At 46.5% G+C, this 21,317-nt stretch carries 21 protein-coding genes and 1 pseudogene; 21 read left to right on the plus strand and 1 reads right to left on the minus strand.

Annotated elements, in window-relative coordinates:
* Nucleotides 1–46 precede the first annotated feature (46 nt).
* Entirely contained in the window at nucleotides 47–1,246 is a 1,200-nt protein-coding gene (locus tag HP398_RS00810; protein WP_173621580.1) for a DUF3866 family protein, read from the plus strand.
* A gap of 10 nt (nucleotides 1,247–1,256) precedes the next feature.
* On the opposite strand, the pseudogene HP398_RS31320 reads toward HP398_RS00810, so the two are convergent.
* Nucleotides 1,257–1,301, minus strand: a pseudogene (locus HP398_RS31320) (hypothetical protein); the annotation flags it as partial.
* 93 nt (nucleotides 1,302–1,394) lie between these two features.
* Here HP398_RS31320 and HP398_RS00815 point away from each other — a divergent pair.
* The 20 genes from HP398_RS00815 (at nucleotide 1,395) to sigF (ending at nucleotide 21,223) form a co-directional block, all read left to right on the plus strand.
* Nucleotides 1,395–1,964: an NUDIX domain-containing protein gene (locus HP398_RS00815; RefSeq protein WP_305852141.1), complete on the plus strand. Its 570-nt coding sequence runs from the start codon at nucleotides 1,395–1,397 to the stop codon at nucleotides 1,962–1,964.
* Nucleotides 1,965–1,968: 4 nt separating this feature from the next.
* Complete coding sequence (locus HP398_RS00820) at nucleotides 1,969–3,141, plus strand: endonuclease Q family protein (RefSeq protein WP_017248044.1); 1,173 nt, start codon at nucleotides 1,969–1,971, stop codon at nucleotides 3,139–3,141.
* Nucleotides 3,142–3,208: 67 nt separating this feature from the next.
* Entirely contained in the window at nucleotides 3,209–3,835 is a 627-nt protein-coding gene (gene spoIIM, locus HP398_RS00825) for a stage II sporulation protein M (RefSeq protein ID WP_016739960.1), read from the plus strand.
* Nucleotides 3,836–3,929: 94 nt separating this feature from the next.
* Nucleotides 3,930–4,394, plus strand: a complete 465-nt coding sequence (gene fur, locus HP398_RS00830; RefSeq protein WP_007720739.1) for a ferric iron uptake transcriptional regulator — start codon at nucleotides 3,930–3,932, stop codon at nucleotides 4,392–4,394.
* Between the two features lie 156 nt (nucleotides 4,395–4,550).
* A complete protein-coding gene (locus HP398_RS00835) occupies nucleotides 4,551–4,790 on the plus strand; it encodes a YqzK family protein (protein ID WP_007720735.1) in 240 nt (79 codons plus the stop codon).
* 93 nt (nucleotides 4,791–4,883) lie between these two features.
* A complete protein-coding gene (gene xerD, locus HP398_RS00840) occupies nucleotides 4,884–5,771 on the plus strand; it encodes a site-specific tyrosine recombinase XerD (protein ID WP_017248046.1) in 888 nt (295 codons plus the stop codon).
* A 119-nt stretch (nucleotides 5,772–5,890) separates the two neighbouring features.
* The gene (deoB, locus tag HP398_RS00845) at nucleotides 5,891–7,063 is read left to right on the plus strand and encodes a phosphopentomutase (protein ID WP_069844653.1); all 1,173 of its coding nucleotides are present in this window, start codon (nucleotides 5,891–5,893) and stop codon (nucleotides 7,061–7,063) included.
* Between the two features lie 60 nt (nucleotides 7,064–7,123).
* Complete coding sequence (locus tag HP398_RS00850; RefSeq protein WP_007720725.1) at nucleotides 7,124–7,933, plus strand: purine-nucleoside phosphorylase; 810 nt, start codon at nucleotides 7,124–7,126, stop codon at nucleotides 7,931–7,933.
* Nucleotides 7,934–7,957: 24 nt separating this feature from the next.
* A complete protein-coding gene (locus tag HP398_RS00855; protein WP_017248048.1) occupies nucleotides 7,958–9,265 on the plus strand; it encodes a pyrimidine-nucleoside phosphorylase in 1,308 nt (435 codons plus the stop codon).
* 330 nt (nucleotides 9,266–9,595) lie between these two features.
* The gene (locus tag HP398_RS00860) at nucleotides 9,596–10,066 is read left to right on the plus strand and encodes an Lrp/AsnC family transcriptional regulator (protein WP_012686077.1); all 471 of its coding nucleotides are present in this window, start codon (nucleotides 9,596–9,598) and stop codon (nucleotides 10,064–10,066) included.
* 115 nt (nucleotides 10,067–10,181) lie between these two features.
* The gene (locus tag HP398_RS00865) at nucleotides 10,182–11,840 is read left to right on the plus strand and encodes a peptide ABC transporter substrate-binding protein (protein ID WP_173621581.1); all 1,659 of its coding nucleotides are present in this window, start codon (nucleotides 10,182–10,184) and stop codon (nucleotides 11,838–11,840) included.
* A gap of 248 nt (nucleotides 11,841–12,088) precedes the next feature.
* Nucleotides 12,089–13,021 carry an ABC transporter permease gene (locus HP398_RS00870; protein WP_017248050.1) on the plus strand — a complete coding sequence of 311 codons (933 nt, stop codon included), beginning with the start codon at nucleotides 12,089–12,091 and terminating at the stop codon, nucleotides 13,019–13,021.
* 6 nt (nucleotides 13,022–13,027) lie between these two features.
* A complete protein-coding gene (locus HP398_RS00875) occupies nucleotides 13,028–13,945 on the plus strand; it encodes an ABC transporter permease (protein ID WP_017248051.1) in 918 nt (305 codons plus the stop codon).
* 14 nt (nucleotides 13,946–13,959) lie between these two features.
* Nucleotides 13,960–14,949, plus strand: coding sequence for an ABC transporter ATP-binding protein (locus HP398_RS00880; protein WP_026043035.1), 990 nt, complete (start codon nucleotides 13,960–13,962; stop codon nucleotides 14,947–14,949).
* A gap of 20 nt (nucleotides 14,950–14,969) precedes the next feature.
* The gene (locus HP398_RS00885; protein ID WP_026043036.1) at nucleotides 14,970–15,929 is read left to right on the plus strand and encodes an ABC transporter ATP-binding protein; all 960 of its coding nucleotides are present in this window, start codon (nucleotides 14,970–14,972) and stop codon (nucleotides 15,927–15,929) included.
* Between the two features lie 179 nt (nucleotides 15,930–16,108).
* Nucleotides 16,109–18,181, plus strand: coding sequence for a methyl-accepting chemotaxis protein (locus HP398_RS00890; RefSeq protein WP_173621582.1), 2,073 nt, complete (start codon nucleotides 16,109–16,111; stop codon nucleotides 18,179–18,181).
* A 143-nt stretch (nucleotides 18,182–18,324) separates the two neighbouring features.
* Entirely contained in the window at nucleotides 18,325–19,509 is a 1,185-nt protein-coding gene (locus HP398_RS00895) for a D-alanyl-D-alanine carboxypeptidase family protein (RefSeq protein WP_017248053.1), read from the plus strand.
* Between the two features lie 147 nt (nucleotides 19,510–19,656).
* On the plus strand, nucleotides 19,657–20,007 hold the full coding sequence (gene spoIIAA / locus HP398_RS00900; RefSeq protein ID WP_007724108.1) for an anti-sigma F factor antagonist: 351 nt from the start codon (nucleotides 19,657–19,659) through the stop codon (nucleotides 20,005–20,007).
* Entirely contained in the window at nucleotides 20,007–20,456 is a 450-nt protein-coding gene (gene spoIIAB / locus HP398_RS00905) for an anti-sigma F factor (protein WP_007724107.1), read from the plus strand. The genes spoIIAA and spoIIAB overlap by 1 nt, the downstream gene beginning before the upstream one ends.
* Nucleotides 20,457–20,467: 11 nt before the next feature.
* Nucleotides 20,468–21,223 carry an RNA polymerase sporulation sigma factor SigF gene (gene sigF, locus HP398_RS00910; protein ID WP_017248054.1) on the plus strand — a complete coding sequence of 252 codons (756 nt, stop codon included), beginning with the start codon at nucleotides 20,468–20,470 and terminating at the stop codon, nucleotides 21,221–21,223.
* Nucleotides 21,224–21,317 lie beyond the last annotated feature (94 nt).

Raw genomic sequence — 21,317 nt, forward strand, 5'->3', positions numbered from 1 at the left:
CTGAATAGAAAGTGGGGACGAGGCAGGAATGAAAGGGGGAAGCTGAGTGCTCCGTTTGGCAGTGGGGACGGTCCAAAAAGTTCTAGAAAAACAAACAGGGATGCAGATACTCGAAGTCCGGATAGAATCGGTTGCTGGATACAAAATGGAGAGAGTGCTGTCTTTTTTGCAGGAGGATTATAGCAGTGGCGATTTACTCTTGATCAATACAACTGCTGTTCGCCTTGAATTGGGGACAGGCGGGTATCACTTTGTCGTAGGGAAGGTTACCCAACTGGAGGAAACCGATGTTCTTCCGAATGAGTGGGGGCATGTCATGAAAATGCGCTATTCGCCATGGCAGCTCGCGGTTGATTCGGTAGAAGAACAGACTAGCCCGTACCACCCTTTGTTTGTGCAAGATGACCTATCCTTGGAAGGTACCCCTGTTTTGGTCGGAGAGCTGCACAGTCTTCTACCTGTTGCTGTCCTTGCTTTGCATAAAAAAAATCCAAATGTCCGTATCGTATATGTCATGCCAGACGGTGCATCCTTGCCGATTGCCTTGAGTCAGCACGTCCAGCAATTAAAAGCAGTCGGGAGCTTGGCTGCGACGGTAACGACAGGTCATGCGTGGGGTGGAGATCGCGAGTCGTTGACGATTCATAGTGGCTTGTTGGCAGCGCGCCATGTAGAGCATGCCGATATTATTGTTTGTATGTTGGGACCTGGGGTAGCAGGTACAGGTACACCTTATGGCTTCTCGGGAATTCAGTTAGCTGAGGTCATTCATGCCGTATCCACTCTCGGTGGAACGCCCTTTTTTATTCCACGAATCAGCTTTGGTGACCCACGTACCAGGCATTACGGTGTCAGTCATCATACTGTATCGATATTAAACCGATTTGCTCTTTGTCCTGCCCTGGTTACAATTCCGATTTTCGGAGATGAAAGAGATGAAGTCCTTTCACGGCAATTGAAAACGCTAGAAGTTGCGGGGAAGCATATTTTCATAAAAGGAAAAGTCCCAGACCAATTAGAACTAGCAGCGCTGGAAAAGGGGTATGGCTTGTCCTTTTCTACGATGGGACGAAATTGGCAAGAGGACCCTGCCCCTTTTCAGACGGCATGGATGGCTGCCGATTATGTAGAAAACAGTTTGGGCTACATCGTCCAAACCGTTAACGACGCCCCGCATTTGCCCGCTTCATTAAGTACGCTTGAAGCGTTAGGTCTTTATTTGACCAGGAACGAAGTGCAGCCTTGATCTCCCAAGCTTTCCCAACCATACGCAATTGGTTTTCGCTAACATATGTTTTCATTCATAATCTCCTCCGATACAATAAGATGGACAAGCTCTATGCTCCCAACTTATGGAGGGAATCGACGATTTAGAACGACTTCATGAAAAAAGGATGATGACGACAGTGAGTAAATATGATCACTTATATGAAAAAACCATTTCCAGTCAACCGATTTATGACGGAAGAATTATTAAGGTCAAGGTAGATGAGGTCCTTCTGCCCAATGGCAACACAGCCAAGCGAGAAATCGTGAATCATCAAGGCGCGGTAGCTGTAATGCCGATAACAGATGATAACAAAATGGTTGTAGTTCGACAGTTCCGCAAGCCATTGGAGCGTACGATCGTGGAAATCCCAGCAGGAAAGCTGGAGCCAGGGGAAGAGCCGCTTGCATGTGCAATGCGCGAGCTGGAAGAAGAGACTGGCTATGTTGCGAGTCAGTACACACCGCTCAGCTCTTTTTACACATCTCCCGGCTTCGCGGATGAAATTTTACATGTTTTTGTGGCCACTGGTTTGAAAAAAGGAGAAAGCAAGCCGGACGAGGATGAGTTCGTCGATGTGCTGGAAGTAACATTGGAAGAAGCGCATGCTCTGCATCAAAGTGGAGAAATTCGCGATGCCAAAACAGTCGTGGCATTGTTTGCGTGGGAAAACAAAATGCTACGCGAACGTGGTTAGTACTATGCTTTCTTCGTATTTTTGCGACATGCATATTCACATCGGTGGTACGTGGACCGGTAAACCTGTGAAAATAACGGCTTCTCGCCAAATGACACTCACGAAAATTTTGGAGGAAGCCTCAGATAAAAAAGGGATGGATGTCATCGGGATTATCGATGCACATTCGCCGGAGGTTCAGGATGAGCTGGTAGATCTGTTGGAAAAGGGATTAGCCACTGAACAGGTGGATGGAGGGATTTCCTACAAAGATACACTGCTACTCTTGGGGTGCGAAGTAGAAATCAAGGAGCCAGGGCGTGGTGCAGCTCATTTTCTCGTTTATCTGCCGAAACTGCAAGAAATGAAGCAATTTACCGCGTGGCTGTCTGAACGCTGCAAAAATGTGCATTTAAGTTCTCAGCGTATCTACACATCACTGAGGGAACTACAAGCCTGTGTCGATCAATTGCAGGGCCTCTTGATCCCGGCACATATTTTTACGCCGCATAAAGGGTTGTATGGGAGCTGTACGGATTCGATGGCCGAAGTGCTTGATCCGTCGCTTATCTATGCGGTTGAGCTGGGATTGAGTGCGAATACCATCATGGCAGACCGCATATCCGAGCTCCATGACAAAACCTTTCTCACAAACTCAGATGCTCATTCTCTGGCGAAGATAGGCCGGGAATATCAAGCGATATATATGCAAGAGCGTTCCTTCGCAGAGTGGGTGAAAGCAATTAAGCGCATCGGTGGCAGAGGGGTTCATATGAACTACGGTCTGCATCCCGAGCTTGGGAAGTATCATCAGACGGCGTGTCAAGGGTGCCAGTCTTTACTAGCGGCGGATGCCTCTGGCAAATGTCCAGAATGCGGCTTCCAACGAATTGTGCGAGGGGTTGCAGCGCGCATTGATCAGCTGGCGGATGTAGAGGCCGGCCAGCATCCGGCGTTCCGTCCTCCTTATATCGAGCAAATCCCGTTGGAATTCATTCCGGGAATCGGTCCGAAATTGTTGGACAAGCTGTATCGGTCGTTTGGTACACAGATGAACGTATTGCATCGCGTAAACGAAGAAGAGCTCACCTCTGTTGTCGGAGAGAAAATCGCATCGCTTATCGTACACGCACGAGAGGGAAAGCTCTCTGTTCAAAAAGGCGGCGCCGGTACCTACGGAAAGATCGTCCCGATGTAGGTTGTCATAGGGGAGAACTCGTCCGCATAAGCTGTACAGTAATCAGCCAAGCGGGAGGCGACGAAGCGTGCGTTCACGAGTCGGACAAACTATCCAATCCTATGCGAGAGAACATCAGTCACTCTACTGGTTCACGATCGTCCTGTTTACGATGGGCATTATTTTCGGAGCCGTCCTCGTCAATTCACTGCCATTGTCACAGAAGCAGGAGCTGTACGGTTTTCTACAATATTTTTTCAACAGTCTTGGCAGTGATGGAATCCCTGAGACCAGTGCCCATTTTCAGCAGGCGTTTGGTCATTATGCCAAAACCATAGCGATCATGTGGGTGCTAGGATTATCCATTATTGGGTTGCCTATGATTTTGTTGATGCTCTTCTTAAAAGGAGTCGTGGTTGGTTTCACCGTCGGTTTTTTGGTGAGTCAACTCCAATGGCAAGGCGTAACATTTGCCATGGTGGGTGTTCTCCCACAAAATTTATTAGTCGTCCCTGCCCTTTTTATTGTAGGCGTCAGCGGAATTTCGTTTTCTCTTCGACTCATACGAACGAGAGTGCTAAGCAAAAGGGATGTCATCATGCCGCATTTTATGGGCTATACGGTTCTTGTACTTAGCATGCTGGCGGTATTGACGATTGCAGCCTTGTTTGAAACCTTCATTTCCCCTCGGTTGATGCAGCTCGTACTTAATTAAGAATAATTCTCAGGTAAGAACTTATGCATTTGACTTATTCGATGCCCCTCTACTATAATAGGAACAGGTTTCATGCGAGCGGGGAGGGGCATTAATGTTGGAAGAAAAATTAGAGAAAATTAAGCAGCAGTTGCATTCACAAAACTACAAGCTGACACCACAGCGTGAAGCCACTGTTCGCGTGTTGTTGGAGAATGAAGAAGATCACTTGAGCGCGGAAGATGTTTACTTGTTGGTGAAGGATAAAGCGCCGGAAATCGGGCTTGCTACCGTATACAGGACATTAGAGCTGTTGAGCGAACTGAAGATCCTCCATAAAATGAATTTTGGCGATGGCGTAGCTCGTTACGATCTTCGTGATGATAATGCTGCCTATCACCATCATCACCTCATTTGCCTCAATTGTGGTACGGTGGATGAAATTTTTGAAGATCTGCTTGTCACAGCAGAAGAGAAAGTCAAGAATGTTTACAACTTTTATATTACCGACCACCGATTGACCTTCTACGGGATCTGCAATCGTTGCGTAGATAAAGTGAACGTGGAGGACTTCAAATAAAGTCGACTTCTCTGGGAACGGAGAAGTTTTTCTTTTTTCATTGGGAGCTTTTGTAATGGCAGACCTATTCCTGTGGAATCCTAAGAGAGGATCGATTCGAATGGAGCAGGGGACAAGTGCATATAAATGAAAGAAAGTCTGTAAGGAGGCTCACGGATGAAGGTCTCTTATCGCCGCTTGATGGAGGGTCTTCGCTTCTTGCTTCTTTTCATTACCTGCACCTTGCTCTCCTACGGCATCATTACCTTGCTGGCGGACAAATTTCTCCCGGCAAACCCTTATCATGAACCACATGGGAATGCAGTGAAGGTAGTAAAAGTCATCAATACCTCTCAGGCACAGGATTTTGACGGTTATGTCGCACGACTACAGCTCTTTTTTTTAACGGGAGAGTAATGCAAGTATGAGTTTTTTATTTGGAGAAGCAGGAGTTTCTTCTTCTTTGTGGAAAGCAATACAAGATACTTATCAGCTGAAGGGGACAGCTTCATGGACAGTCTGATTGATCAGTTTATTCATTTCCTGACTGTGGAGAAAGGGTTATCGAGAAATACCCTGGAATCCTATCAACGGGATATGGTGGCCTTTACCTCGTACTTACAGGAGCAAGGTGTTGCTCGAATAGAGGATTCTACTCGGACGCACATCATTGGTTACTTACTTGTTTTACGGGAAAAAGGACGTGCTACAGCAACGCTTTCTCGCAATATGGCATCGATACGAGCGTTTTATCAGTTTCTCATTCGGGATAAGTACATAGATAAAGATCCATCCATTCATCTGGAAACACCGAAGATCGAGAAACGCTTGCCGAAAGTGCTCTCTGTTGAGGAAGTGGAACGTCTTTTGGAAAGTCCTCCTGTCAATCATCCTGCCGGGCTGCGGGACAAGGCGATGCTTGAGCTTTTATATGCGACAGGCATTCGTGTCTCGGAGTTAGTCAATCTGGATAGTGCTGATGTGAATCTGGATATGGGCTTTGTCAAGTGCATGGGAAAAGGATCAAAAGAGCGAATCATTCCGTTAGGCTCGGTTGCCATTCAAGTGGTTCGCCACTATTTACAGGCAGGGCGCCCCAAGCTGGTAAAAGGAACTGGTGATACTGCATTATTTCTGAATCACTTGGGCAAACAAATTACACGGCAAGGTTTTTGGAAAATTATTAAACGATATGCCCAAAAATCTAACATCCGTGCAGAGATTACACCCCATACACTTCGCCACTCTTTTGCCACTCACTTACTGGAAAATGGAGCGGATTTGCGCTCTGTTCAAGAGATGCTTGGGCATGCTGATATTTCAACCACCCAGATTTACACACATGTGACCAGAACGCGGATTAAGGACATCTATGCCAAGACGCATCCGCGAGCATGAGTATGAAAAACCGATCGACTCCGCCTGATTGTCGGGCGGAGAAAAATTTTCTGAATCAGGTCAGACGTCTGACGACTTGATCTTAGAATTCGAATGACTGGTAAACAGGAGGCGTTAAGATGCAGTATTCACGAGTTTTTTTGATCGTCATGGACAGCGTAGGGATTGGCGAACAACCTGATGCGCCTAAGTTCAATGATGCAGGAGCGAACACCTTAGGTCATATTGCGGAACGAGTTGCAGGATTTTCATTGCCCAACTTGCAAAAATTAGGTTTGGGAAATATTGCACCACTCCAGAACGTTGCACCAGTAGCAACCCCTATGGCCCATTATGGAAAAATGCAAGAAATCTCCATGGGGAAAGATACGACGACTGGTCATTGGGAGATCATGGGTCTGCATGTGTCTACTCCGTTTAACACGTATCCAGATGGATTTCCACAAGAGCTGATCTCGGAATTTGAACAACGTATTGGTCGCAAAGTGCTCGGGAACAAAGTTGCTTCAGGGACAGACATTCTCGACGAGCTTGGCGAAGAGCATATGAAAACGGGTGCGGTGATTGTCTATACGTCTGCGGACAGTGTATTCCAGGTAGCAGCGCACGAAGAGGTTGTTCCGCTTGAAGAGCTGTACCATATTTGCGAGGTAGCTCGTGAGTTGACGCTTCGTGATGAATTCGCCGTTACTCGTGTTATTGCGCGTCCATTTGTTGGACAGCCAGGCAATTTTAGCCGTACGTCAAATCGCCACGATTATTCTGTGAAGCCATTTGCTCCGACAGTCATGAATCGTTTGCAGGATGCTGGCCTTGCTTCTATTGCAATTGGCAAAATCGGCGACATCTACGCAGAAGAGGGTGTTACCCAATCTATCCGTACCAAAGATAACATGGACGGTGTAGATCAAATTCTGGGCACGATGAAACAATCGTTTACAGGTCTTTCTTTTGTAAACCTTGTGGACTTCGATGCGAAGTTTGGTCATCGCCGCGATCCAGAAGGGTATGGTCAAGCGTTGATGGAGTTCGATGCTCGTATTCCAGAACTTTTGGAAGCGCTACAAGAAAATGATTTACTGGTAATCACGGCAGACCATGGAAACGATCCTGTACATCATGGCAGCGACCATACGAGAGAATACGTTCCGTTGCTTGTCTATCACAAGGGTATTCAAGCTGGGGCACATTTGGGCATCCGTGAGACGTTTGCGGACTTGGGTGCGACCATCGCAGACAATTTTGGAGTAACTGCTCCAGTGATTGGGAAAAGCTTCCTCAATCATTTATAAAGGTTAAGCAAAAATAAACATTTATATAATAGAAGAAACACAAAAAAGGAGAGAGTTGAATTGGCAAATTTCCATGATGCAGTAGCATATATCGAACCGAAACTAACAGAAAAACCAACCATTGGTCTCGTACTCGGATCAGGGCTGGGTGTTTTGGCAGATGAAATCGAAAATCCGGTGATCATTCCTTATCATGAAATTCCAGGCTTCACTGTGTCCACCGTTGTCGGCCACAAAGGACAACTCGTGATTGGCAAGCTGCAAGGCAAGCAAGTTGTTGCGATGCAAGGTCGTTTCCACTTTTATGAGGGACATGGTCTGGATGCCGTTGTTTTCCCAATCCGTGTCATGAAGCTGCTCGGCGTAGAAACCATTATTGTAACCAATGCTGCTGGCGGAATCAACGAAGGCTACAATGCAGGCGACCTCATGCTGATTTCCGATCACATCAACATGACGTTCCGCAATCCATTGATCGGTGCAAACGATGAACAATTGGGAGCACGTTTCCCAGATATGTCTGAAGCTTATTCCAAACAGCTCCGCAAACTGGCTCATGAAGTTGCTTCCGAGCAGGGAATCCAGCTCCGTGAAGGTGTATACGCAGGTCTGCTAGGTCCTACCTATGAAACTCCTGCAGAAATCCGTATGCTTCGCCTGTTGGGTGGAGATGCTGTAGGGATGTCAACTGTACCAGAAGTAATCGTGGCACGACACATGGGTGTGAAGGTGCTCGGTATTTCGTGCATTAGCAACATGGCAGCAGGTATTTTGGAACAACCTCTGTCCCATGATGAAGTAATGGAAACAACAGAAAAGGTAAAATCGCAATTCCTGGCTCTGGTGAACGGTATCGTAGCCAAAATGTAAGTAACGGATTCGGAGGGATTAACAATGCGTATGGTCGATATGATCGCCAAAAAACGTGATGGCGGAGAACTGACAACAGAAGAGATTCAATTTCTGGTGACAGGCTATACAGATGGAAGTATTCCTGACTACCAAATGTCCGCATGGGCAATGGCAGTCTTTTTCCGTGGCATGACAGCGAGAGAGACAGGAGATCTAACCTTGGCAATGGCAGGGTCAGGCGAACAGCTTGACCTGTCTTCTCTGCAAGGAATTAAGGTAGACAAGCACAGTACAGGTGGGGTAGGCGACAAGACTACTCTTGTTGTTGCGCCATTGGTTGCGGCAGCAGGTATTCCTGTGGCAAAAATGTCTGGAAGAGGCCTTGGATACTCAGGAGGCACCATTGACAAGCTGGAGTCCTTCGCAGGTTTCGAAGTAGAACGCACACGCGAGCAATTTTTGCAGCAGGTGCGTGATATTGGCGTGTCCGTAATCGGGCAGTCTGGCAACCTGACACCTGCAGATAAGAAGCTGTATGCGCTGCGTGACGTGACAGCTACTGTAGAAGCTGTGCCGTTGATTGCAAGCTCCATTATGTCCAAGAAGATTGCCGCTGGGGCAGATGCCATCCTGCTTGACGTAAAAGTAGGGAAGGGCGCTTTCATGAAAAGCATTGAAGAGGCAGAAACATTAGCAAATGCGATGGTTGCAATCGGCAGCCAAGTAGGACGTAAAACGGTGGCGGTCATCAGCGATATGAACCAGCCGCTTGGCTTTGCTGTGGGCAATGCACTGGAAGTGAAAGAAGCGGTGGAGACACTAGCAGGTAAAGGTCCGCGCGATTTGACCGAGCTGGTATTGGCTATTGGTTCCCGCATGCTTGTTATGGGTGGGCTTGTTACTGATGTGGAAGAAGGACGTAAAAAGCTCGAAGACCTGATGGCTTCCGGAAAAGCAGTAGATAAACTGGCGGAAATGGTAGAGGCTCAAGGCGGCAATAAACAGGACGTCTATGATTTGTCTCGTTTGTCGCAAGCAAAGATCATTCATACCGTTACAGCCGAACAGGACGGCTTTGTGAGCGCGATTGATGCAGAAGCGATCGGTCATGCTTCTGTTGTCTTGGGTGCTGGCAGATTAACAAAAGAAATGCCGATTGACTTGGCAGTAGGTCTTGTTCTGCACAAAAAACGCGGGGATCAGGTGAAGGCAGGCGAAGTTTTGGTCACCATCCATGCCAACGAAGACCATCTTTTGCAAAATGCGTTGAAAGAAATGGAAGGTGCCTTCCAAATTTCGACGGCAATCGACGGAGAACAACCGTTGATTTATAAAATTATCGAAGCATAGAAAGTCTGAATATTAGTTGATCAATCAAATAAAACAAGGCGTGCACAGCACATGAGCACGCCTTGTTTTATGAGTAAAAATACAGTTTCTCGAAAAAATATTGTTGATTAAATCTAGTTTTTCATATTCAATAGTAAGATATAAGTCGTTTTTTATTGTATAAAATATATTTTACTGTTCGGATTGACTTTATAAAGTTTTATAATTCTACTTGTCAAATTTCGTTGACACCGCTATCATTTCCGATTACTTTTATTGTATTAGACTGTTTGTAAAAGATTATTGCGAAATTCGTAAAAAAATGATGGAGGTTCCCAGAAAATCGTATTTATGAAAAAGCTGGACCATGTCGATAGACAGATTCTGCAAATCCTCCATGAAGATGGGCGTATCCCATATACAGAAATCGCCCATCAACTAGGCGTGAGCGAAGGAACGATTCGATCGCGCATCACTCGTCTTTTGCAAGACGGAGTCTTCCAATTCGTAATACAACCCGATCCAGAGAAATTAGGATTACATGTGCAGGCTATCATCGGGTTAACCACAAAGCTAGGTTTGCAGAAAGAAGTGGCAGAAAAATTGAGCAAATTTTCTGCAGTACGCTTTGTAGGCGCTTATAGCGGTAAGCACGACTTGATTATCCAAGCGTGTTTCCATAGTAATGATGAGCTGATCACCTTTGTCAATGAACGACTCTCTCAAATTGAAGGAATTGCAGCTGCGGACGTTTCACTGGAACTGAAGCAGTACAAAGACACCTTCTCTTTCGTTCAAGACGACGAGGTGACCCTGCAATGAAAGGGGTTGATGCCTTCCAGCCGAAGTCAAGCAGCTTCGCGTAGTTTTCGTTTTTTTTTCGTCCTTTATTTTCAGAAAAAAGACAAAAAAGAAAAACGTACTGGGGGTTATTGCGTTGAAAAAGAATATGTTTGCACTTGTGAGCTCGATTGCTGTATTAGGAACCGCCCTGGCAGGGTGCGGAGGAGGACAACCAGCTGCCGCTCCACCGGCAGGAGGAACACCTGCAACGCCAGCACCTTCACAGCCTGCAACACCAGCTGCTGAGAAGAAGCCACAAGTTCTAAAGATGAACCTGCACTCCGAGCCACCTACAACTGATCCAGGACTCGCAGAGGACACGACTTCAGGCGCGATTATCTTGGCAACCTTTGACGGCTTGACCCGCATTGGTACCGACGATAAGCCACATGAAGCTGCCGCTGAGAGCTACAAAGTCTCTGATGATAAGCTCACTTACACATTTAAAATCAGAGAAGCGAAATGGAGCAATGGTGATCCTGTAACTGCACATGACTTTGAATATGCTTGGAAGCGTGCTCTCGATCCAAAAACAGCTTCCAACTACGCATATCAGCTGTACTACGTGAAAAATGGTGAAAAAGCAAATAAGGGCGAAGCAAAGCTTGATGAAGTAGGTGTGAAGGCACTTGACGATAAGACGCTGGAAGTTAAGCTGGAGAATCCAACTCCATACTTCCTGGAATTGCTCGCATTCCGTACCTACTTCCCAGTTAACAAAAAAGTAATTGATGCAAATCCGAAGTGGGCAGCCGAAGCAAGTTCGCACGTCGGTAACGGACCTTTCAAAATCGAATCTTGGGAGCACAAGAGCAAGATGGTGCTCGTGAAGAACGAAAATTACTGGGATAAAGACAATGTAAAGCTCGAAAAAATCGAATTCTCCATGGTAGAAGACGAAAATACAGAGCTCTCCATGTTCGAAAATGGCGAAATCGACTGGGCTGGCGCACCAATGAGTGCTTTGCCAACAGATGCGATTCCAGCATTGAAAGATCAAGGCAAGATTCAAACAAATCCAATCGCTGGTACGTACTGGTACAAGTTCAATACCGAAAAGCCGCCATTTAATAACATTAAAGTGAGAAAAGCATTTGCCTACTCGATCGATCGCCAAGCCTTGATCGACAACATTCTCCAAACGGGTCAAATCCCGGCAACAGGCGCTGTACCTCCATCCATGGTGCTGAATCCAAACGGCTACTTCAAAGACAAAGATTTAGAAAACGCGAAAAAGCTTTTGGAAGAGGGACTGAAAGAGGTTGGCATGAGCAAGTTGCCAGCGATTACGTTGTCCTACAACACATCTGAGGCTCACAAGAAGATTGCTGAGGCCATCCAAGACCAATGGAAGAAAAATCTCGGTGTAGATGTGAAACTCGAGAACAAAGAATGGAAAGTTTACCTGGAAGATATGCATGAGGGTAATTTCCAGATTGGACGGATGGGCTGGCTGGGTGACTTCAATGACCCAATCAACTTCCTGGAGCTTTACAAAGATAAAATGGGTGGAAACAACGATACGCGTTGGGAAAATGCAAAATATAAAGAGTTGTTGAACCAATCCGCTCAGGAATCAGACCTCGAGAAACGTAAGAAAATTTTGGCAGATGCAGAACAAATCCTGATGGATGAAATGCCAATCATGCCAATTTACTTCTACACGCAATCTTGGGTACAGAAGCCAGAAGTGAAAGGCGTTCACCAAACTGGCCTGGGTGACGTGGATTGGAAAGGCGCATACATCGAGTAATTTCATAACGAAGGAAACGGGATTTGCAGCAGAGGTTATATGGTTGCTCATATACCCTCTGCTATGCAAGCCCTTCCCATAAATACCAGCTGGCATGATTGCCAGCAAAGAGAAAATAGAGAGAGAAGCTTTACTGCAAGAGATCTAAGGGTTATTTACACAGCCGATTTTTACACTGTGTCGGCAGCGTTCCGCAGTGTAAACATGGGACGTGAAAGCAATCAAAAATCTACAAGGGGGTAAGTTAGTTGATCCGTTATCTCGGTAAGCGCATCATTTTTATGCTCATCTCGCTCTTCTTAATTGTAACGGCCACCTTCTTCATCATGAAAGCAGTACCAGGTGGTCCATTTACATCCGAGAAGCAGGTCCCGCCGGAAATTAAGGCAGCACTAGAGGCAAAGTACAAGCTGAACCTGCCGTTGCACGAACAATACTTTGAATATTTGAAGGGTGTAGTAACGTGGGAGCTCGGTCCATCGTTTACGGAGAAATCTTCAACTGTTAATGACATGATTAATCGTGGTTTCCCAGTTTCTGCTCACTTGGGTGCACAAGCTTTATTGCTCGCTATCTTTGGTGGGATTACGCTAGGGGTTATCGCAGCGCTAAACCATAATAAATGGCAAGACTATTCCGCGATGGTCATCGCCGTTTTGGGATTATCGGTACCAAGCTTTATTTTGGCGTCCTTTTACCAATACATTTTCGCTATTAATTTGGGCTGGTTTCCAATCGCGAAATGGGAAGGATTCGAATACACCATCCTTCCATCATTGGCACTCGCCGCATCACCGATGGCATTTATCGCGCGTTTGACGCGTTCCAATATGATTGAAGTTATGGGTCAAGATTACATCAAAACAGCAAAAGCAAAAGGGCTGCACACTTTTACCATTACAGTAAAACACGCAATCCGTAATGCGCTCTTGCCAGTTGTTACTTACCTGGGTCCACTGATTGCCGGTATTTTGACAGGTGCATTCGTTATTGAACGTATTTTCGGTGTTCCTGGTCTTGGTCGCGAATTCGTTTTGTCCATTACAAACCGCGACTATACGGTAATCATGGGTACGACCGTGTTCTACTCCATGATCCTTGTTGTGATGATTCTGATTGTTGACATCGCATACACCTTGGTAGACCCACGGATCAAACTTTCGGACGCAGGAAAGGAGTAATGACACGTGCAAAACTTGACTAAAGAACATTTCGAGCCAATTTCCGTTGACCTTCGTCAAGCGGAAGCAATCAAGCGCCCAAGTCTCTCTTTCTGGTCTGACGTTTGGCGTCGTTTGAGAATGAATAAAGTCGCAATGATTTCTATGATCTTCATTGCTGCGTTGATCGTATGTGCCATTGTGGTCCCATGGCTAACTCCACAAGATTATTTTACGACGGATCTGGCTGGCAAGAACAAAAAGCCGTCTGCTGAACACTGGTTTGGCACAGATGACCTAGGTCGTGACGTATTTGAGCGTATTTGGTACGGTGCACGTATCTCTCTGCAAGTAGGTCTTGCCGCAGCGTTCATTGACTTGATCATTGGTGTGATCTGGGGTGGTCTCGCAGGTTTCTATGGTGGAAGAGTAGATGAATTGATGATGCGTTTCGCAGATATCTTGTTTGCAATTCCTTACCTGCTGGTTGTTATTTTGTTGATGGTTGTATTAGAGCCTGGTGTTGGAACGATTATTCTTGCCTTGACGATAACGGGATGGATCGGTATGGCCCGGATTGTGCGTGGTCAGATCCTTCAATTGAAAAACCAAGAGTTTGTACTGGCAGCACGCTCCCTTGGAGCTGACGCCAACCGTCTGATCTTCAAACACTTGATTCCTAATGCTTTGGGTCCAATTATCGTTACATTGAGCTTGACTGTACCTTCCGCGATTTTCGCAGAATCTTTCTTGTCCTTTATCGGGTTAGGGGTTTCGGCACCAATTGCATCGTGGGGAACGATGTCCAATGAGGGCTTGCCGGCCATGAAGTACTATCCATGGCGTTTGACATTCCCGGCAATCTTTATTTCCATGACCATCTTGGCATTTAACTTGTTCGGTGACGGTCTGCGCGATGCAGTAGACCCACGCCTGCGTAAATAGGAGGGATCGTCGTAATGGAACGCATTCTTGATGTAAAAGACCTGCATGTATCCTTCCATACGTATGCAGGTGAAGTAAAAGCAGTCCGCGGTGTGAATTTTCACGTCAACCGCGGAGAGGCTGTAGCGATTGTAGGGGAGTCCGGTTGCGGTAAATCCGTAACCGCTCAAACCCTCATGAAGCTGATTCCGATGCCTCCAGGTGAAATTAAACAAGGGCAAATTCTCTTCAATGGCGAGGATATCGTCAAGAAGTCGAAAAAAGAAATGGAATCGATCCGCGGTAAAGATATCGGGATGATCTTCCAAGATCCAATGACTTCCTTGAACCCAACCATGACCATCGGTAGCCAAATTACCGAGGGCTTGATCAAGCACCAAAACATGTCGAAAGCTGCAGCACGTGATCGTGCCATTGAGCTGTTGACCATGGTTGGTATTCCGCAACCTGAGAAACGTGTGGAGCAATATCCACACGAGTTCTCTGGCGGTATGCGTCAACGTGCGATGATCGCGATCGCTCTCGCCTGTTCGCCGAAGCTGTTGATCGCGGATGAACCGACGACAGCTTTGGACGTAACGATTCAGGCGCAAATTTTGGACCTGATGAAAGAATTGCAAAAGAAAACAGGCACTTCCATTATCTTGATCACGCATGACCTTGGTGTTGTTGCTGAGATGTGTGAACGCGTCATCGTTATGTACGCAGGAAAAGTGATCGAGACAGGAACAGTTGACGATATTTTCTACAATCCGCAACATCCTTACACCAAAGGCTTGCTTCGCTCGGTACCACGTCTTGACTTGAACCGTGACGAGCCACTGACACCGATTTTTGGTACGCCGCCAGACCTTCTGCGTCCGCCAGTTGGCTGTGGATTCACTGCGCGTTGCGAATCAGCGATGCGTGTGTGCCAAGAGATCGATCCTGAGCTGAACGACGTCAGCACGACTCAGCGAGCAGCTTGTTGGCTTCAGCATCCGCTTGCTCAGAACCGTGCATGAACGTAGAAGGAGGGATATCAGTGGATAAACGTGAAAATTTAATTGAAGTACGTAATCTAAAAAAGTTCTTTTCTATTGGCGATAATACTCTGAAAGCTGTGAATGATATCTCGTTTGAGATCAAACGTGGAGAAACATTGGGCGTAGTAGGAGAGTCAGGCTGTGGAAAGTCCACTGCCGGTCGTACCATCTTGAGACTGTATGATGCGACTGAAGGGGACGTCCTGTTTGAAGGTAAGAGCATCATGAATTTGAACCAGCAGGAAATGAAGGCGATGCGCCGCAACATGCAAATGATTTTCCAAGACCCTTACGCATCCTTGAATCCGCGTATGACAGTTGGGGATATCATTGGCGAGGCACTGGATATTCATGGCCTGGCGACTGGTCAAAAGCGCAAAGAACGCATCCAGGAGCTCCTTTCCTTGGTGAGCTTGAATCCTGAGCATATGAACCGCTTCCCACACGAGTTTTCAGGCGGACAGCGCCAACGTATCGGAATTGCCCGTGCATTGGCAGTAGAGCCAAAATTCATCGTTTGTGACGAGCCAATCTCTGCTTTGGACGTATCCGTACAAGCACAGGTTGTAAATTTGCTCGAACAGCTGCAAGAAAAAATGGGCTTGACCTACATGTTCATTGCCCATGACTTGTCCATGGTAAAATACATTTCCGACCGTGTAGCGGTTATGTACCTGGGTAAAATGGTTGAGCTGGCAGAAAGCGATGCTTTGTATGAAAAGCCGCTCCACCCGTATACGCAAGCGCTGTTGTCTGCGATTCCGATTCCAGACCCAGAAGTTGAGCGTAACCGTGAGCGCATTGTATTGCAAGGCGATGTACCTAGCCCAATGAACCCACCAAGCGGTTGCCATTTCCGTACTCGTTGCCCGAAAGCAATGCCGGAATGCGCTGCATCCGCACCTGTATGGAAAGAAGTAGAGCCAGGACATTTCGCAGCTTGTCATTTGTATAACTAAATCAACTACAAATAACGAGTTCCGAGGCTACTCGTGCAGCCCGGAACTCGTTTCCCTTCATAAGGGAGGTTTTACCTCTGAAAAAAATGGGTATTGTACCCAGAGGCAGTTTTTTCAGGGGTATTTTTTCGGAGTTCTTGCACTGGAAAATTGTAGTAGCGATAAAGGGGGCAAGTAGCATGAGTAAATTTTTGTCGCCACGATGGAACAAGAAGGAGGGAATTTCGAATCTCTTAAAAAAAGTAAATTTGACTAGCCAAGTAGCAACGGAAAAGCTAAAAGGCTCTCTTGCTACAAAGATGATTGTGTTTGGCCTAATTCTTGTACTTATTATTATCGGTTCTTTGCAATACATAGCTCTTTCCTTCTCGAAATCAACGCTGTTCAGCATTACCTCTAACCAGGCGAAAATGCTGGCTGACCAGCATGCAAATAGCATAGAAGATGACATAAAAGCAATTGTGAACTCCACGAAATCGGCGGCAACCAAACGTGTGATGATGACAGAGCTACAGCCGCTTATCATGGAGCAGTTTACTCTATTGCGCCAGGCACATAAAGAAGTATCCCGAATCTATTTGATCGACACGGCTACCGGGAAATCCCTGTATTCCTTGACCGGGACCAATGAGATTGACTTCAAGCAAAAGCAATACTTCCAAAGAGCACTAACTACGAAATCCTTGGTCATTTCTGATGAAGAAATCGTTGAAGGCAGCAACAAGAGTTTTCTTTATATTGCGACACCCATAGGGGAAAAGACAGATGATACGAGCCGATTGTTCGTTGTTGGGTTTACAATTGACCAAATGATTCAAAAAATTCCTGAGATCTCTTTCATGGAGAATGGCTACGCATTTGTCGTTCGACAAGATGGTTTGGTTGTAGCTCATCAAAATCCGAATAACAACAACAAGCTCGTGCTAGCTGGTGACAAAGATTATGAAGAGATGCTTGCCCTGATGCAGTATGAGACAAGCAATAGCTTATTGTACTCGGATCATGGTATTGATTCATTTGCAGCTTTTGCACCAATACCGTTGTTGAAATGGAATGTAGTTTTGTCCACGGGAACCGACGAGGTGTATGGCGAGGTGGACGGAATGTGGCTATACTTCGTGCTCTTCAGCTTGCCGATCATCGGACTCTCGGTTTGGGCGATCTGGTGGTTTGCGAAGCGGATTCGACTTTCCTTGTTCGCGATAGCCCGGGATATGGATCAAATCGGCGCCGGACATTTTAATATCAACGTAAAAGTAAACGGCAATGACGAGCTGGCTATGGTTGGGCGCAAAATGAATGAGATGGCGGCTGAACTTCGCAAGCTGATTGCCCTTGTACAGGGACAAGCTACACAACTGAACGTAGCGACAGATGAGCTGACTCTATTTGCGCAAGAGAACAAAGGAGCCATTAACGTCATTACGGATAATATTTCAACGATTGCTCAACGCGTTTCTACGCAGACAAATGAAGTGCAAGCGACGGCCAATACCGTCTCGGAAATATCGGAAGGCGTTGAACAGGTGGCTGTGGCTGCCGAATCAACATCGGTTGCTACGACCCGTACGTTTGAGAGAGCGCAAGGCGGAATGGAATTAGTGGGGAACGTAATCAATACGGTAAGACGTGCCACTAGTGAGGTAGAACGTACTGCTGGGCAAATGCACAATCTTCGTGATCGTGCTCGTGAAATTACGAGTATCGTCGAAATGATTACGAGTATTGCATCGCAGACGAATTTGTTGGCGCTGAATGCAGCCATTGAAGCTGCCCGTGCTGGAGATGCTGGACGAGGCTTCTCGGTTGTAGCCAGCGAGGTTCGCAAGCTCGCAGAGGAAAGCAGCTCCTTCTCTGAGCGTATTGCTGCTATTGCCCATTCGATCAATGATGAGGCAATGGATATGAGCAAGCATATGGACGAGATCGTTACCATGGTGAGTGGAGGCTTGCAGTCTGTAGAGTCTGTGGGTACTGCTTTCCAAAATATCGTGGCAGAGATTCAATCGGCCGCAGAGCAAAGCGAATCGATGACGGCGACCTCGGAAGAGATGGCCGCAGGTAATCAGGTTGTGACGAACTCCATGCAGCGTCTCGCCACCATGTCGGATGAAATTAGTGATTCCATCTCAGGTGTGGTAGAGACAGTGGATGAACAATTGAATTCGATTGCACGCATTAATGAAAACGTAGAACAATTGAAAAAAATGGCGGACGAGTTAACTCAAAATGTGAGCCGATTCGTCATTTAAGAAAGTGTCCCTTCTGCGAGTAGTGGAAGGGATTTTTTTGTGTAACCGGATGTCTTTCGAGAAGATAATCTTGCCGTTTTTGTGTGAATATTTTCCTTTCATGATGGTGAGAATAAAAACATGAATGGAGGGAAGAGACTGCTATGAAACGGAATGGATACCTCGCTCTATGCTTCGTTATGTGCTTTACCATCTTTTCTCCGATGGCTGTTGCCAAAGAAAAGGCTGGACAGCAAAAGGGTGACAATCATTTTGCCCCACTAGCTTCATCCGCAGTGATGATTGAAGCGGATACGGGAACAGTCTTGTATGAAAAGAACGCCAATGAAAAAATGCCACCCGCCAGTATCACCAAAGTAATGACCATGCTTTTGATCATGGAAGCGGTGGAGCGGGGAGAGCTTAAGCTTACCGATAAGGTTCGAACAAGTGAAAGAGCAGCATCAATGGGCGGGTCGCAAATTTTTCTACAGCCTGGTGAAGAAATGACGGTAGAGGACATGTTGAAAGGGATTGCGATTGCTTCTGGGAATGATGCCTCTGTAGCGATGGCTGAACACTTGGCTGGGACAGAAGAGAGTTTTGTCGCGCGAATGAATGAACGAGCACAGCAGCTCGGTATGAAAAATACGCATTTTGTCAACTCCAATGGACTTCCAGCCGCGAATCACTTCTCTTCGGCAGCAGATATTGCGATCATGTCACGTGAGCTCTTAAAGCACGATGGCATCACGAAGTTCACCGGTACGTATCAAGACTATTTGCGGAAAGATACAGAGAGCCCCTTCTGGCTTGTAAATACGAACAAGCTGGTGCGTTTTTATGAAGGGGTGGACGGTTTGAAAACAGGGTACACAGGCGAAGCGAAATACTGTTTAACAGCGACAGCCAAACGCAACAACATGCGTGTCATTGCAGTCGTCATGGGTGAGCCTGATGTAAAAACGCGTAACAATGAGGTTTCGACCATGTTCAATTACGCATTCACACACTTTCAGGTGATGCCGATGTACAAAAAGGGAGAAGCAGTGCGCGCACTCGTTGTAGATAAAGGTCAGAAACCGCAAATCAATGCGGTGACACCACATGCGGTTAGTTTGTTAATGAAAAAAGGAGAATCGGCCGATACCTTCCAGAAGGAAATTGTCATCAATGAGGCGGTTCACGCACCTATAGCAAAAGACCAAGTAATTGGCCACATTTTCATCCGAACGAAAGATGGCAAGGAAGTAAACCGAATCGATCTGTTCCCAGAAGATCAGGTAGATAAAGCCAACATGTGGGAGATTCTCAAGCGAACCACCAAGAGCGTTTTGATTAGCTACTGACAGACAGCATGAGCGCGAAAAGAATCGAGTTGCCCCGAATGGAATGGCGCGGCTGCTCGATTTTTTTGTTCTTTTGTCGGCTGGCAGGAATTGGTTTCGCCGAGGAAGAAAGAGAGTTTCTATCAAGGGAGAAGGAGTGTGTCAGCTATGAGTTTACGAGTCGCGATGGAGACACGGCAGGATGTGCTGGTGATCCGTTTGCAGGGTGAGCTGGATCATCATACGGCAGAGGAGTTGCGCAAGAAGGCGGATGATCTTTTGCGTACCTCTACGATTCGCCATATTGTGCTGAGTCTGGCTGATTTGACGTTTATGGACAGCTCTGGTATCGGGGTTATTTTGGGAAGATACAAGCAGATTTCTGCCCGATCTGGAGAAATGTATGTCTGCTCGATCAATCCTACGATCTATCGAATATTTGAGATGTCCGGGTTATTCAAGGTAATCAAGTTTCGCGAAAACGAAGCGGATGCTTTGCATGTTCTGGGGGTGGCGTAATGATGGTACAACGTAACTTTATGTCAGTGTCGTTTGCAGCATTGAGCCAAAATGAAGCATTCGCACGTGTAGCAGTCGCAGCCTTCATTTCTCAACTCGATATTACGATGGACGAGCTGGAAGAAATCAAAACCGTTATATCCGAGGCTGTTACCAATGCCATTATTCATGGTTATGACGAAAATCCAGAGGGTGTGGTACAGATCTCTGTGCGAATTCAAGAGGACAGTATTGATCTGATTGTAGAAGACAATGGACGTGGAATTGAGGATGTGGAGCAGGCTATGCAGCCACTCTATACGACGAAACCAGAGCTTGAGCGCTCTGGGATGGGCTTTACGATTATGGAGAATTTCATGGACTCTTTGGAAGTGGCAACGGTTGTGGGTAAAGGAACAACTGTGCGCCTCACCAAACGCCTAGCGTTTGCCAAAGCCTTGCAAAATTAGGGGTAGTGCCTATGGGTGCCGATATCAAAAACGCGAGTCAACCATTTCTGACCAATGACCAAGTAAAAGAGCTAATCGCCAAAAGCCAAGCTGGCGACACTGAGGCACGAGAGCTTTTAGTCAACAGCAATATTCGGCTGGTCTGGTCCGTCGTCCAGCGCTTTATCAACCGTGGATACGAAGCGGATGATTTGTTTCAGATCGGTTGTATTGGCCTTTTGAAAGCCGTAGACAAGTTTGATCTCTCCTATGATGTTCGATTCTCAACCTATGCTGTGCCGATGATTATCGGAGAAATTCAACGCTTCTTACGTGATGACGGTACAGTCAAGGTAAGTCGATCACTCAAAGAAACAGCCAATAAGGTACGACGAACAAAGGATGAGCTGTACAAGCAATTCGGTCGCGCACCCACGATTGCTGAGGTTGCGGACGTGGTGGGGATTACGCCAGAAGAAGTCGTGTTTGCGCAAGAAGCGAATCGGGCACCTTCTTCCATCCATGAAACGGTTTTTGAAAATGACGGGGACCCCATTACTTTGATCGATCAGATTGCGGATGAAGGGGTCAACAAATGGTTTGAAAAAATTGCGCTCAAGGATGCGATCAGTCGATTGAGCGAGCGGGAACAACTCATTGTCTACCTGCGCTACTACAAGGATCAGACGCAGTCAGAAGTAGCGGAGAGGCTGGGAATCTCGCAAGTACAGGTATCGCGCCTTGAGAAGCGCATTTTGCAAACGATCAAAGAGCAAATTGAGCATTAACAGATGCAAACACTCCGGTCACTACGTGGCTGGGGTGTTTTGTTTTGTGAAAAACATCTCGATAGTTTTCATTAAACAGAACGATCATTTCCGT

Source organism: Brevibacillus sp. HB1.4B, from assembly GCF_013284285.1.
GTDB lineage: Bacteria > Bacillota > Bacilli > Brevibacillales > Brevibacillaceae > Brevibacillus > Brevibacillus porteri.

Coding starts and splice junctions, on each gene's coding strand:
- HP398_RS00815 (WP_305852141.1), top strand. CDS start 1,395: ATGATGACGACAGTGAGTAAATATGATCACTTATATGAAAAAACCATT.
- HP398_RS00820 (WP_017248044.1), top strand. CDS start 1,969: ATGCTTTCTTCGTATTTTTGCGACATGCATATTCACATCGGTGGTACG.
- fur (WP_007720739.1), top strand. CDS start 3,930: ATGTTGGAAGAAAAATTAGAGAAAATTAAGCAGCAGTTGCATTCACAA.
- HP398_RS00835 (WP_007720735.1), top strand. CDS start 4,551: ATGAAGGTCTCTTATCGCCGCTTGATGGAGGGTCTTCGCTTCTTGCTT.
- xerD (WP_017248046.1), top strand. CDS start 4,884: ATGGACAGTCTGATTGATCAGTTTATTCATTTCCTGACTGTGGAGAAA.
- deoB (WP_069844653.1), top strand. CDS start 5,891: ATGCAGTATTCACGAGTTTTTTTGATCGTCATGGACAGCGTAGGGATT.
- HP398_RS00855 (WP_017248048.1), top strand. CDS start 7,958: ATGCGTATGGTCGATATGATCGCCAAAAAACGTGATGGCGGAGAACTG.
- HP398_RS00860 (WP_012686077.1), top strand. CDS start 9,596: ATGAAAAAGCTGGACCATGTCGATAGACAGATTCTGCAAATCCTCCAT.
- HP398_RS00880 (WP_026043035.1), top strand. CDS start 13,960: ATGGAACGCATTCTTGATGTAAAAGACCTGCATGTATCCTTCCATACG.
- HP398_RS00890 (WP_173621582.1), top strand. CDS start 16,109: ATGAGTAAATTTTTGTCGCCACGATGGAACAAGAAGGAGGGAATTTCG.
- HP398_RS00895 (WP_017248053.1), top strand. CDS start 18,325: ATGAAACGGAATGGATACCTCGCTCTATGCTTCGTTATGTGCTTTACC.
- spoIIAA (WP_007724108.1), top strand. CDS start 19,657: ATGAGTTTACGAGTCGCGATGGAGACACGGCAGGATGTGCTGGTGATC.
- spoIIAB (WP_007724107.1), top strand. CDS start 20,007: ATGATGGTACAACGTAACTTTATGTCAGTGTCGTTTGCAGCATTGAGC.
- sigF (WP_017248054.1), top strand. CDS start 20,468: ATGGGTGCCGATATCAAAAACGCGAGTCAACCATTTCTGACCAATGAC.